Annotated in this window: 10 protein-coding genes and 1 pseudogene; 8 read left to right on the top strand and 3 right to left on the bottom strand. The window is 72.0% G+C overall.

The genetic code is table 11. The annotated features are described in order from the left end of the window. From ADBZ5U_RS07530 to ADBZ5U_RS07510, 5 genes are all read left to right on the top strand, one after another. On the top strand, positions 1–621 hold a 621-nt coding region (locus tag ADBZ5U_RS07530), incomplete at its 5' end, for an erythromycin esterase family protein (RefSeq protein ID WP_526263992.1). A 17-nt stretch (positions 622–638) separates the two neighbouring features. Next, positions 639–1598, top strand: a complete 960-nt coding sequence (locus tag ADBZ5U_RS07525; RefSeq protein WP_526263990.1) for a 1-phosphofructokinase family hexose kinase — start codon at positions 639–641, stop codon at positions 1596–1598. A 22-nt stretch (positions 1599–1620) separates the two neighbouring features. Then, positions 1621–2442, top strand: coding sequence for a universal stress protein (locus tag ADBZ5U_RS07520; RefSeq protein WP_526263988.1), 822 nt, complete (start codon positions 1621–1623; stop codon positions 2440–2442). 68 nt (positions 2443–2510) lie between these two features. After that, positions 2511–3155: a hypoxia response regulator transcription factor DosR/DevR gene (gene dosR / locus ADBZ5U_RS07515; RefSeq protein WP_526263986.1), complete on the top strand. Its 645-nt coding sequence runs from the start codon at positions 2511–2513 to the stop codon at positions 3153–3155. Beyond that, complete coding sequence (locus tag ADBZ5U_RS07510) at positions 3155–4882, top strand: sensor histidine kinase (RefSeq protein ID WP_526263983.1); 1728 nt, start codon at positions 3155–3157, stop codon at positions 4880–4882. The genes dosR and ADBZ5U_RS07510 overlap by 1 nt, the downstream gene beginning before the upstream one ends. Before the next feature lie 14 nt (positions 4883–4896). Here ADBZ5U_RS07510 and ADBZ5U_RS07505 read toward each other — a convergent pair whose 3' ends face one another. Further along, entirely contained in the window at positions 4897–5796 is a 900-nt protein-coding gene (locus ADBZ5U_RS07505; RefSeq protein WP_526263981.1) for a universal stress protein, read from the bottom strand. A 131-nt stretch (positions 5797–5927) separates the two neighbouring features. Here ADBZ5U_RS07505 and otsB point away from each other — a divergent pair, with 131 nt between their 5' ends. Genes otsB through ADBZ5U_RS07490 form a run of 3 tightly spaced genes read left to right on the top strand, consistent with a single transcriptional unit; the run spans position 5928 to position 11512 of the window. Then, complete coding sequence (otsB, locus tag ADBZ5U_RS07500; RefSeq protein ID WP_526263979.1) at positions 5928–9941, top strand: trehalose-phosphatase; 4014 nt, start codon at positions 5928–5930, stop codon at positions 9939–9941. 22 nt (positions 9942–9963) lie between these two features. Continuing rightward, positions 9964–10524, top strand: coding sequence for a hypothetical protein (locus ADBZ5U_RS07495; protein WP_526263977.1), 561 nt, complete (start codon positions 9964–9966; stop codon positions 10522–10524). 25 nt (positions 10525–10549) lie between these two features. Beyond that, a complete protein-coding gene (locus tag ADBZ5U_RS07490; RefSeq protein ID WP_526263975.1) occupies positions 10550–11512 on the top strand; it encodes a hypothetical protein in 963 nt (320 codons plus the stop codon). 7 nt (positions 11513–11519) lie between these two features. On the opposite strand, the pseudogene ADBZ5U_RS07485 reads toward ADBZ5U_RS07490, so the two are convergent. Continuing rightward, positions 11520–12386, bottom strand: a pseudogene (locus tag ADBZ5U_RS07485) (Acg family FMN-binding oxidoreductase); the annotation flags it as partial. 114 nt (positions 12387–12500) lie between these two features. Next, a partial coding sequence (locus ADBZ5U_RS07480; RefSeq protein WP_526263973.1) for a hypothetical protein occupies positions 12501–13214 on the bottom strand: 714 nt, incomplete at its 5' end.

The raw sequence follows: 13214 nt of genomic DNA, 5'->3' as shown, positions 1-13214 counted from the left end.
CGGGGCATGTTCGGCGGCCGGGTGACGTCGTGGAACATGCGCGACAAGCACATGGCGCAGACCCTGGCCGCCTTGAACGAGCACCTGGACTCCGAGGGCGGGACGCATCGGGGTCCGGCGCGAATCGTGGTCTGGGCGCACAACTCCCACGTCGGGGACGCCCGAGCCACCGAGGTCTCCGCCGACGGCCAGCTGACCATCGGCCAGTTGGCCCGGGAGCGGTACGGCCCGCTGTGCCGGCTGATCGGGTTCTCCACGTATTCGGGCACCGTGACCGCGGCCAGCGACTGGGGCGGGATCGCCGAACACAAGACGGTGCGGCCGGCCCTGCCCGGCAGCATCGAGGAACTGCTGCACGAGACCGGCAACCCGGCCTTCATGGTGGCCTGCCACGACGGCTCCCCCGCCGCGGCGGCGCTGGAAGTCGTCCGGCTGGGGCGGGCCATCGGGGTGATCTACCTGCCGCAGACCGAGCGGCAGAGTCACTACTTCCATGTGCGGCCGTCGGACCAGTTCGATGCGATGATCCATATCGACTCCACGCGCGCGCTGGAGCCGTTGGAGCCGACCAGTGTCTGGATCGCCGGGCAGAACCCGGAGACCTATCCCACCGGTCTGTAGCTGCGGAAGGGGCCGGCTTGGAGGCGAAGGCCGACATCGTCACGCTGTGCATGAACCCGGCCCTGGACATCACGACCAACACCGCGGTGGTGCGGCCCACCGACAAGCTGCGGTGTTCGGCCCCCCGCTACGACCCGGGCGGCGGCGGGATCAACGTCGCCCACGTCGCCGCGGTGCTCGGGGCGTCGTCGCTGGCGGTGTTCCCGGCCGGCGGGCCGGCCGGGGAGCTGGTCAACAGCCTGCTGGTGGCCGAAGGCCTTGCGGTGCATCGGGTTTCGATCGGCGGATCGACCCGGGAGAGCCTCACCGTCAACGAGACCAGCACGTCGGGCCAGTACCGTTTCGTGCTGCCCGGGCCCGAGCTGACCCCTGCCGAGCAGGCCGAGTGCCTGCTGCGGTTGCGAAACGCGGCCGCCTCGGCGCAGATCGTGGTGGCCAGCGGCAGCCTGCCGCCGGGGGTGCCGGCGGAGTTCTACCAGCAGGTGGCCGACGTCTGCGCGCGGTCCGGCGCGAGGTTCATCCTGGACACCTCCGGCGGCGGCCTCACCCACGTCGACTCCGGGGTGTTCCTGATCAAGCCCAGCGTGCGGGAGTTGAGCGAGTTGGTGGGCCGCGACCTGCCCGGCGAGGCCGAGCAGTCGGCCGCGGCCGCCGGACTGGTGGAACGCGGCGCGGCCGAATGCGTGCTGGTGTCGCGGGGGGCCGAGGGGGCGCTGCTGGTCACCGCCGGGGGCGCCCTGCGCTACGACCCGGTGGCCGTGCCGCCGGGCAGCGGGGTGGGCGCCGGGGACGCGATGGTCGCCGGGGTCGCGGTGGGACTGTCCCGCGGCTGGCCGCTGAGCGAGGCGGTGCGACTCGGCGTGGCCGCCGGGGCGGCGATGCTGCTGACCCCCGGCACCGCGCCGTGCACCCGGCAGGACGCCGAACGGCTGTTCACCCGGACCGCCGGCCCGGTGCCGGTGCGGGCGCCGGTGTGAGTTCCGGAGCACAATGGGCACCATGGGCCCACCGGCCGCTCCGTTAGCCGCACCGTCGGTCGTCGTCGGCGTCGACGGATCGCGGGCTGCCGAGCGCGCCGCGCGGTGGGCTCTCGACGAGGCGGTCGGCCGGGATCTGCCGCTGCGCCTGATGGCCGCCGCCGAGCACGGTGACACCGCCGCCGCGCAGACGGCCCTCCGCACCGCCGCCGCCGCGGTGGAAGCGACCGGCGTGGCGGTCACGCCGACTTGCGAGGTCGTCGCGGGCCACCCCACCGAGGTTCTGCTGGAGGCGTCCCGCAGGGCGGCGATGGTGTGCGTCGGCACCGTCGGCCTCCGGCACTTCGACCACGCCCGGGTCGGGTCGACGGCCGCGGCGCTGGCGGCGGCGGCGCACTGCCCGGTGGCGGTGGTGCGCGGCGGCGCGCGACCGGGCGGCTGGGTGGTGGTCGAACTCGACCAGACCCCGGATGCCGCCGCGGTGCTGCAGTACGCGGTCGGCGAGGCCCGGATGCGGCACGCGCCGTTGCGGGCGCTGGGCACCTGGCAGTCCGACGACCGCGGGGCGCGGACGCAGGAGGGGCCGGGCCGGATGGTGCGCGCACACCTGGAGCGCCGCCTCGAGCAGTGGCGCCACCGCTACCCCGACCTCGACGTGCAACCGGTCGCCGTGCGCGACAGCGGACTGAGCTATCTGGCCGAGCACGCCGCGGAGGTCCAGTTGGTGGTGGTCGGCGCCGGCAGCACCGCCGCCGTCGGCGAACTGCTCGGGCCCGCGGGCATGGCCGCCCTGCACGACTCGGACTGCTCGGTGCTGGTCGTCGATCGCCAGCGGCTGCTCTGAGTAGCCACCGCAGCCGGCGGCTGCTCTGAGTAGCCACCGCACCGGCTTCGGCGGATAGGGTGGAACACATGGTCAAGGTGTTCCTCGTCGACGACCACGAGGTGGTCCGGAGGGGGTTGGTCGACCTCCTCGGCGGCGATCCCGAGTTGGAGGTCATCGGCGAGGCCGGCTCGGTGGCCCAGGCGATGGCGCAGATCCCCGCGCTGAAGCCCGACGTGGCGGTCCTCGACGTGCGACTGCCCGACGGCAACGGCATCGAACTGTGCCGGGATCTGCTGTCGAAGATGCCCGACCTGCGCTGCCTGATGCTGACGTCGTTCACCTCCGACGAGGCGATGCTCGACGCCATCCTGGCCGGTGCGAGCGGCTACGTCGTCAAGGACATCAAGGGGATGGAGCTGGCCCGGGCGATCAAGGACGTCGGCGCCGGGCGCTCGCTGCTGGACAACCGGGCCGCCGCCGCGCTGATGGCCAAGCTGCGGGGCGCGGCGGAGCGCTCCGACCCGCTGTCGGGGCTCACCGAACAGGAGCGGGTGCTGCTCGGACTGCTCGGCGAGGGCCTGACCAACAGGCAGATCGCCGCCCGGATGTTCCTGGCGGAGAAGACCGTCAAGAACTACGTCTCGCGGCTGCTGGCCAAACTCGGCATGGAGCGGCGCACCCAGGCGGCGGTTTTCGCCTCGAAAGTCGGTCAAGAGCGACGGCAGTTCTGATGGCCCGGACCGGGGGTGCCGAGCCGGGTTCGCCGCTGCGCGGCACGCTCGCGCAGTTGCGGCTGCGCGAGTTGATGGTCGAGGTGCAGGACCGGGTCGCGCAGATCGTCAAGGGCCGCGATCGGCTGGACGGTCTGGTCGAAGCCATGTTGGTGGTCACCTCCGGGCTGGATCTGGACACCACCCTGCAGACCATCGTGCGGGCGGCGACCGAACTGGTGGACGCCCGCTACGGCGCGCTGGGGGTCCGCGGCGACAGCGGATCCGACGGCGACGAACTCGTCGAGTTCGTGGCGGTCGGCATCGACGACGACGCCCGCCGGCTGATCGGTCCGCCCCCGACCGGGCGCGGCGTGCTCGGGGTGCTGATGGCCGACCCAAAACCGATCCGGCTGGACGACATCCGGATGCACCCGGACTCGGTGGGGTTCCCGGCCGACCACCCGCCGATGCACACCTTCCTCGGCGTTCCGGTGCGCGTCCACGACGAGGTCTACGGCAACCTCTACCTGACCGAGAAGGCCGGCGGCCAGCCGTTCGACGAGGACGACGAGGTGCTGGTGGAGGCGCTGGCGGCGGCCGCCGGGATCGCGATCGCCAACGCCCGGCTCTACGAACAGTCCCGGGCCCGCCAGTCCTGGATCGAGGCCACCCGCGACATCGCCACCGAGTTGCTGCGCGAGACCGAGCCCAGCCGCGTCTTCCGGCTCATCGCCGACGAGGCGCTGCGGCTCACCGGAGCCGACGCCGTGCTGGTGGCGGTTCCGCTGGCCGCCGATTCGGCGGACACCGATGCGCTGGTGGTCGCCGAAACCTCCGGAGCGGCCGGCGATTCCGGCTGCGCCGCACCGATCAGCCTGCGCGACAGCGTCGTCGGCGAGGTGTTCGGATCCCGCACCGCACGCCGGGTGAGCGACCTCGGCGACCTAGGAACCGTCGCGGAGTTGGTTCCCGACGCCGGCCCGGCCCTGCTGCTGCCGCTGCAGACCGCCGAGGCGGTCGCCGGGGTGCTGGTGGTGCTGCGCCGCCGCGGGGCGCGCGGCTTCAGCGACGAGCAACTGGCCATGACGGCCAACTTCGCGGACCAGGCGGCCCTGGCCTGGCAGTTGGCCGACGCCCAGCACCGGATGCGTGAACTGGACGTGATCACCGACCGCGAACGGATCGCCCGCGACCTGCACGACCACGTCATCCAGCGACTGTTCGCGGCGGGCCTGACCCTGCAGGGCGCCATCCCGCGGTCCGGGTCGGCCGATGTCGCGCAGCGCCTGACCGACACCGTCGACGAGTTGCAGGCGGTGATCCAGGAAATCCGCACCACGATCTTCGACCTGCACGGCGGGGCGCCGGGAGCCACCCGGCTACGCCAACGGGTCGAGGACGCCGTCGCGGCGTTCGCCGGGCAGGGCCTGCGCACCGGTGTGCACTTCGTCGGCCCGCTGTCGGTGGTGGACGCGACGCTGGCCGACCACGCCGAAGCGGTGGTCCGCGAAGCGGTCAGCAACGCGGTGCGGCACTCCGGCGCCCGGTCGCTGACCGTCGCGGTCCGGGTGGAGGACGAGTTGAGTGTCGAAGTGGCCGACGACGGCTGTGGGATACCCGCCGGGGTGACCCCGAGCGGCCTGAACAACCTGCGGGCCCGCGCCGACGAGGTGGGCGGTGAGCTGACCGTCGACACCGCGCCCGGCGGCGGGACCGTCGTGCGCTGGGTCGCCCCGCTGCCCTGAGCGGCGCGCCCCCGTCACCGCCGTCGCGCCACGATCACCGGCATCCGGGCGGCGTGCACCACACTGGTGCTGACCGACCCCAGCAGCATCCCCGCGAGGCCGCCGCGGCCGTGGCTTCCGACCACCAGCAGCTGGGCCGACTCGGCCTGCTCGAGGAGCTGATGGGCCGGCCGGTCGGCCACCACGACCCGGCGGATCAGCACGTCGGGATAGCGTTCCTGGCAGCCCGCCAACCGCTCGCCGAGGGTCTCCTCCCCCACCGCCTGCAGGACCGACCAGTCGGCGCCGGGGAACTCGAACACCCCGGTGTCGCTCCAGGCGTGCACCGCCACCAGGTCCACCCCGCGGAACGAGGCCTCCTCCAGGGCGATCGCCAGGGCGTCCTCGGAGGCCGGGGAGCCGTCCACGCCCACCACGACCGGCGCCTTGGAGGGATTCGGCATCAGCGGGTCCTCGTCGTGGATGATCGCCACCGGGCAGTGCGCGTGATGGGCCAGCCCGGTGCTGACCGAGCCGAGCAGCCCGCGGGCCAGCGCGCCGTGGCCCCGGCATCCCACCACGATCATCTGCGCGTCGGCCGACAGGTCGGCCAGCGTCGGCACCGCCGGGCCGGCGGTCAGCTCGGTGGTGACTTCGACGCGGGCCTCGGCGCCGGACTCCAGGAGGGCCGCGTGCACCGTCTCCACCGCGCCGTCGAGCAGCTTCCGGCCGGCCTCCTCCTGCCACTGGAGGTAGCCGGTCGGCATGGGCACGTCCGGGAACGCCATGACCGCCGGCGGGACCAGGACGTGCACGAGTTTGAGGGCGGCGCCCCGGAAGGCGGCGTCCCGGGCCGCCCAGTCGACGGCCACCTTGGCGGCCGAAGACCCGTCCACTCCGACGACGATCGGCAGACTGCTTGCCGCAGTTGACATTCCAATGTCCTTCCGTGTGCCGCCGGCCCTCCCCGGGGTAGTTACCACCCTAACCGGGCCGGATCCCCGCGGGCAGGGGCATTGGTCCCCTGATCCGCCCCGGCGCCGGAGGCTGGCTTAGGGTCGATGGCATGGTCAGCGAGGCCGCCGCCGCCCAACGGGTCAGGATCGACCCGCGCTACCACGACGGGGTGCTGTTCGACCTCGACGGAGTGGTCACCGACACCGCCGCGATCCACCGGGCGGCCTGGGCGGAGTTGTTCGACACCTACCTCGCGGCCCGCCCGCCGTCGCCGGCGGAGAACCACGGCCCGTTCACCGCCGCCGACTACCGTCGGCTCGTCGACGGCAAACCGCGCCTCGACGGGGTGCGGGACTTCCTGGCCGCGCGGGGTGTCGAACTGCCGTGGGGCAGTCCGTCGGACCCGGCCACCGCGGCGACGGTCTGCGGCCTGGGTAACCGCAAGCAGGCCCTGTTCGCCGCCCGGATCGCCGAAGGGGTGCCGGTTTTCGAGTCGGCGGTCGGACTGGTGCGGCGACTGCGCGAAGCGGGGGTGCGGGTCGCGATCTTCTCGGCCAGCCGCAACTGCGCCGCGGTGCTGGAGTCGGCCGGGCTGAACGGACTCTTCGACGCCCGGGTGGACGGCGTGGTCGCCGCGGAACTCGGACTGGCCGGGAAGCCGGATCCGGCCGTGCCGGCCGAGGCGGCCCGGCGGCTGGGGGTGCGGCCCGGCCGCGCCGTGGTGATCGAGGATTCCCAGGCGGGGGTGGCCGCCGCGCAGGCCGGCGGCTTCGCCCTGGTGATCGGCGTCGGCCGCGGCGAGGAGACCGCCGAGGCGCTGCGCGAGCACGGCGCCGACGTGGTGGTCGGCGACCTCGCCGAGGTGCGGGTGCGGGCGATCGGCCGCCGGATGTCGGGACTGCCCGACGCGCTGGCGTCCTTCGGTCAACTGGCCGGCGTGATCGGCGCGCGGCGCCCGGCGATCTTCTTCGACTTCGACGGCACGCTCTCGGAGATCGTCGACCACCCCGGCACCGCGGTCCTGGTGCCCGGCGCCGACAAGGCGCTGCAGGCGCTGTCCGCGTTGTACCCCGTCGCGGTGCTGTCCGGCCGCGGCCTGGAGGACATCCGGGACCGGGTCGGCATCCCCGGGATCTGGTACGCCGGCAGCCACGGGTTCGAGATGGTCGGCCCGGACGGGACCTATCACGGCAATGAGACTGCCGCCCAAGCGATTCCGCTGCTGGAGCTGGCGGCCGCCGAGCTGTCCGAACGGCTTGCCGCGATACCGGGGGTCGAGGTGGAGCACAAGCGGTACGCGGTGGCCGCGCACTACCGCAACGCCGGCCCCGACGCGGCGGCGGCCGTGACGGCGGCGGTGCACCACGTCGGCAACCGCCTCGGACTGAAGGTGACCGGGGGCCGCAAGGTCGTCGAGTTACGGCCGAATGTCCGGTGGGACAAGGGCAGAACGCTGGAGTGGATCGTCGACCAGGTGGCCGGCGAGGAGCCGCTGCTGCCGATCTTCATCGGCGACGACCTGACCGACGAGGACGGGTTCGACGCCGTCCTGCACGACGGCGTCGGCATCGTGGTGCGCCACACCGAGGACGGCGACCGGGCCACCGGCGCACGCTTCTGCCTGGACAGCCCCGACCAGGTGCGGCAGTTCATCGAGCGGCTGGTCGAGCAGTGCGACATCGAGCGCCAGACCATGGCCAGCCCGTGGTCGTTCAGTTTCGGCGGCTACCTGCCCGAGCAGGAACGGCTTCGGGAGGCGTTGTGCGCGGTGGGCAACGGGTACCGCGCCACCCGGGGCTGCGCACCGGAGGCCGACGCCGGCCCGTTCCACTATCCCGGCACCTATGCCGCCGGGCTGTACAACCGGCTCTCCGACGAGGTGGCCGGCCTGGCGGTGGAGAACGAGAGTCTGGTCAACCTGCCGAACTGGCTGTCGCTGAAGTTCCGCATCGACGGCGGCGAGTGGTTCGACGTCGACTCCGCCGACCTGCTCAGCTACCGGCAGAACATGGACTTGCGGCGGGCCGAACTGACCCGTGAGTTCCGCTTCCGGGACGGCTCCGGACGCACCACCCGGGTGCTGCAGCGCCGCATCGCCGCGATGCACGTGCCGCACGCCTGCGCTCTGCAGACCACGCTGTGGGCCGAGGACTGGTCGGGCGCCGTGGAATTCCTGTCCACGATCGACGGCGACGTCCGCAACGGCGGGGTCGAGCGCTACCGCGACCTCTCCGGCGACCATCTGGTGCCCACCGCGACGCGGGAGCTCTCGCCGGACTCCGCGCTGCTGGTCTGCGAGACCGTCCAGTCCCGGATTCCGATCGCGGTGGCCGCCCGCACCACCGCCTGGCGGGGCGAGGCCCGGCTGACCGCGGAGGTCCGGTTCGTCGACGAACCCCGGCGGGCGGGCCACGTCCTGGTGGTGGCGGTGGGCGCCGGCGAGTCGGTGACGGTGGAGAAGATGGCGGCGATCTTCACCGGCCGCGACCACGCCATCTCCGAACCGGGCGACGCCGCGGGGCGACTGCTGTCCCGGTTGGGCCGATACGGCGAACTGCGCGACGGGCATCTGCGGGAGTGGGCGCATCTGTGGGAGCGCTTCGACATCGCCTTCGACGAGAGCCCCGACGCGCTGCGGGTGGTGCGCCTGCACATGCTGCAACTGCTGCAGAGCGTGCCCAACCGCGCCGAGGACCTCGACGCCGGCCTGCCGGCCCGCGGCCTGCACGGCGAGGCCTACCGGGGTCACGTCTTCTGGGACGAACTGTTCGTCTTCCCGGTGCTCAATCTGCGCTCCCCGACCATCACCCGGGCGCTGCTGCGATACCGCTACCGGCGCCTGCCGGAGGCCCGCCGGGCCGCCCGGGAGGCCGGTTACGCCGGTGCGATGTTCCCGTGGCAGTCCGGCAGCGACGGCCGGGAGGAGAGCCCGAAGCTGCATCTCAACCCGAACTCCGGCCGGTGGAACCCGGACGCCAGCGCCCGCGCCCACCACATCGGGATCGCGGTGGCCTACAACGTCTGGCAGTACTACCAGGTGACCGGGGACCTGCGCTACCTGATCGAGAACGGCGCGGAGATGCTGGCCGAGATCGCCCGGTTCTGGGTGAGCCGGGCGCAGTTCGACGAAACTCTCGACAACGGGCGGGGCCGCTACGTGATTCGGGGGGTGATCGGGCCCGACGAGTTCCACTCCGGCTACCCGGACCGCCCCTACGACGGCATCGACAACAACGCCTACACCAACGTGATGGCGGTGTGGGTGATCGTGCGGGCTCTGGACGCACTCGACGCCCTGCCGTTGCGCAGTCGGCTGGACCTGATGGAGACGTTGGGCATCAAGGGCCGCGAACTCGACCGGTGGGACGAGGTCAGCCGGCGGATGTACGTGCCCTTCCACTCGAGCCCGGCCACCGGGTCCTCGCCCGGCGGCACCGTCATCAGCCAGTTCGAGGGGTACGGCGAACTGGCCGAACTGGACTGGCACGGACTGCGCACGAAGTACGGCGACATCCAGCGCCTGGACCGGATCCTGGAAGCCGAGAACGACAGCGTCACCCGGTACAAGGCCTCCAAGCAGGCCGACGCGCTGATGCTGTTCTATCTGCTGTCGGCCGACGAACTGCGGGAGTTGTTCGCCCGCATGGGATATCGGTTCACCCCGGACCAGATTCCGGCGACGGTGGACTACTACTCCCACCGCACCTCCCACGGTTCGACGCTGTCGGGGGTGGTGCACGCCTGGGTGCTGGCCCGCGGCGACCGCCGACGGGCGATGCGCTACTTCCAACTGGTGCTGGCCTCCGATGTCGCCGACATCCAGGGCGGAACAACGGCGGAGGGCATTCACATCGCCGCGATGGCCGGCAGCGTCGATCTGCTGCAGCGCTGCTTCACCGGCCTGGAGACCCGAGCGGACCGGTTGATCCTCAACCCGATGTGGCCGGAGAGCCTCGGCGCCCTGCGGATGCCGATCCACTACCGCGGGTACCGGATGCACCTGACGGTGCTGGGCCGCAGTGCGGAAGTCAGCCTCGATCCGGCCGATCACCCGCCGATCCGGATCGAGTGCCGCGGCCGGGTGGAGACGCTGATGCCCGGCACCTCGGTACGCTTCGACTGAACCCGTCGCGAGGAGCCGTGAATTGTCTGGCATTGAGATAAGGCTCGCGCGTCCGCGCGTCGACGAACTGCTCTCGCGCTACGAGAGCCGGATCGGTGCGGACTTCCCCGGCTACCGAAACCACGTGTACCGGACCACCACCTACGCGATGCACTTCCTGGGCGGCGCCGCCGCCGACGAGCAGGTCGTGGAGACCGTGTTCGTCTACCACGACATCGGGCTGTGGACCGACCACGAGTTGGCCTACCTGGAGCCCTCGGAAGCCGTGGCGCTCTCCGACAACGAGAGATTCGGCTGGGGCCTGGATCCCGAGGTGCTGCGCGGAGCCATCCACTGGCACCACAAGGTGCTTCCCTACCGCGGGCCGCACGAGCGGATCATCGAGGCGTGCCGGAAGGCCGACTGGATCGACGCCTCCAAGGGCCTGGTACGCAAGGGCGTGAGCAGGGCCGCGATCAAGGACGTCGAGGCGGCCTTCCCCAATCGGGGGTTCCACGCCACCCTGCTGCGCCTGGCCAAGGATTACGGCGGCTCGACGCTGACAGGCGGCTGGCGGGTCACGCGCGGAATCGTGAAATTGTGAGCCGCCCCGCGCGGAAGGATTCCCCGTGCTGATTCTGCTGGCCGACGAAGTCGAACCGGTGGTCGCCGGACTGCTCGGCGGCATCTCGATCAGCAGCGGCCCGACCGCCGAGCAGATGACCGTTCTTGAATCCATCACTCGGGACCTGTGGCGTCGCGACGACATCGTCGTGCAGAACCTGACTCCGCTGTCCGCGGACGAGGTGGCGAGGAGGCTGCCACGGCCCGAGGCCCGGCTGCGCTTCGCCGAGATGATGATGACGCTCGAACTCTGCCGACACCCCATGTCGCTCGAGCAGGTCGACCTCGCCGAGCGGTACGTCTCGGCCATGCACGTCGACGACATCGAGATCGAGACCACCCGCACCGCCATCGTCAGAGGCGCGGAGGCCGCGGCGACCGACCTGGAACGCTGTTATCAGCAGATCCTGCCGGAGATATCGGAGTTGTCGCTGCGGGACCGGTACCTACGTCTGGACAAACCCGACCACACGCTCGCCGAGCGGCTGAAGGTGCTGCACGATCTGCCCGAGGACACGCTGGGCTACCAGTACCTGGAGTTCTACCGGCGCAACAACATCGAGCTGCCCGGTGATGACACCCACCTGCCCGCGCACTACGTCAACCACGACATGAACCACGTCATCACCGGCTACGAGCCGACGGCACCCGGCGAGATCGCCCGATCCGGATTCCTGTTGGCCACCAACGACTCTCGGCATAACTGGCTGGAGTTCCTGCTGACCATGTCGATCCACGAGTCCGGCGTCCTGAACCACGGCGAGATCCGGGCGAAAGTGGCCACCCTGGACCGCGTGGGAGTCCCGGACTTCCTCGGCGAAGGCCTCGCGCGGGGGACGAAGTGCACGGTCGACCTCAGCCAGTTGGATCACCTGTCCATCGCGCACCTGCCGCTTGAGCAGGTGCGCGAGCAGTTCTCGGTGGTGCCGCTGAAGTCCGCGCCGGACCCCTCCCCGCCGTCGGTCTAGCCGGCGCTTCGCCCCAGTCGGTGACGTCGTCCAGTGGCCGGCGGGGGGTCGCCGGCAGCGGGTCGGCGTCGACCGGCGCCCAGCCGACCCGCATCAGGATCTGCGGGTGGCCGGTCGCCCCGAACACGTCGGCGCGCACCGCCTCGCGGGTCTCGGGGATCTCCAGCGGTTCGCTGACCGGGCAGGTGGCCAGCCCCATCGCCGTGGCGGACAACAGCACCAGGCTGGTGGCCTCCCCCGCCCGCAACCGGGCGAGTTCGTCGTCGGTCTCGGTGCCCAGCGCCACCACCACGCCGTCGTCCGGCACCGGCCCGCGCCGTCCGCCCCAGGCGGCGAGTTCGCGACGGTAGTCCGAGTCGGCGGCGTGCCGCCAGACCGCCTCGGCGACGAGCGCGCTCAACCGGGGAAGGAGTTCGATCCGGCGCAGCATCACCCCGGCCCGGGCGGCGCGGGCGCCCATCAGCGCGATGTCTCCCCAGGGCACCGGCCAGGAACTGTAGGCCCGGCGGTCGGTGCGGCGGCGGGAGATCGCCGCGGCCAGCGTGATGTCCAGGTCGCCCGGGCGTTGCGATGTCACGGTCACGGCCGCCAGGTGGTCGGGCACGCGCGGGTCGGGCAGCCGGTCGACGGTGGCGTGCCAGCCCATCGCCGCGAGTGCGACGGTGCAGTGGTGCAGCGCCGCGCCGCAGCTGAGCACCAGGTCGCGCCGATCGGGATCGGTGCCGGGCAGATGCCGGCCGGGGTCGGCGTACAGGTGCAGGCTGTCGGCGCCGACCCGCCAGCGCCAGGGCTGGGAATTGTGCACCGACGGCGCCCGCGTCGCCATCGTCAGCACCGCGCGCACGGTGTCGGGCTGCGGGAAATCCGGTGTCATCTCCACCCCTGGTCCACGAGACGTCTGACAGACACTGTGGCCGGACCGGCCGGGCGGACAACAGAGACGTAAGTCCCCAACTCCCCCGCCTTTGGGCGGGTGAAGGCCCGCCGCTCAGACCGGGTTGAAACCGGAGATCAGCCAGCGGCCGCCGTTCTCCACGAGGTTCACCATGACGCTGCTGGTGGCCAGCGCGGGGGTGGGGCGCTCCTTGCTGGTGGTGACCTGGTTCACGAATACCAGCACGTCGGCGTGACCGGGACGCATCTGCGAGACGGCGGCGCGCGCGACGTTGGCCTCGGTCTTGACGCCCTTGTCGCGGGAGGCCGGTGCGACGACCTCGTCGGTGAAATCGGTGTAGTAGCTGAGGAATTCACCGGTCAGGTGTGACTTGGCGTTGGCCAGGTCGGCGTCGAGGTTCTCCGGGGAGTAGGACAGCAGCGCCTCGGTGCCCTCCTTGGCGGCGCTGACGACCTGCTGCCGGGCTGCCGCGTCGGTGAGCCGGTCCGGCCGGTACAGCCACCAATAGACCGAGGCGGCGGCGATCGCAGACGCCAGAACGAGTCCGACCGCCACGGTGGCCACCAGGTGCTGCCGGAACCAGTCGACGGCCAGGCTCACCGGGTTCGGCGCCGGGGCGCGATCCGCCTCCGGCTCCTCGCTCGGCGCCGATGCGCGATCCGCCTCCGGCTCCTCGCTCGGCGACTCCTCGCTCGGCACCAATGCGCGATCCGCCTCCGGCTCCTCGCTCGGCGACTCCTCGCTCGGCGCCAATGCGCGATCCGCCTCCGGCTCCTCGCTCGGCGCCGATGCGCGATCCGCCTCCGG

It is taken from the genome of Mycobacterium sp. (assembly GCF_040398885.1).
Taxonomy (GTDB): domain Bacteria; phylum Actinomycetota; class Actinomycetes; order Mycobacteriales; family Mycobacteriaceae; genus Mycobacterium.
Note: the sequence above shows the minus strand (reverse complement) of the source record. Positions and strands in the feature narration are given on the sequence as shown.

Coding starts and splice junctions, on each gene's coding strand:
- otsB (WP_526263979.1), top strand. CDS start 5,928: ATGGTCAGCGAGGCCGCCGCCGCCCAACGGGTCAGGATCGACCCGCGC.
- ADBZ5U_RS07520 (WP_526263988.1), top strand. CDS start 1,621: ATGGGCCCACCGGCCGCTCCGTTAGCCGCACCGTCGGTCGTCGTCGGC.
- ADBZ5U_RS07510 (WP_526263983.1), top strand. CDS start 3,155: ATGGCCCGGACCGGGGGTGCCGAGCCGGGTTCGCCGCTGCGCGGCACG.
- dosR (WP_526263986.1), top strand. CDS start 2,511: ATGGTCAAGGTGTTCCTCGTCGACGACCACGAGGTGGTCCGGAGGGGG.
- ADBZ5U_RS07505 (WP_526263981.1), bottom strand. CDS start 5,796: ATGTCAACTGCGGCAAGCAGTCTGCCGATCGTCGTCGGAGTGGACGGG.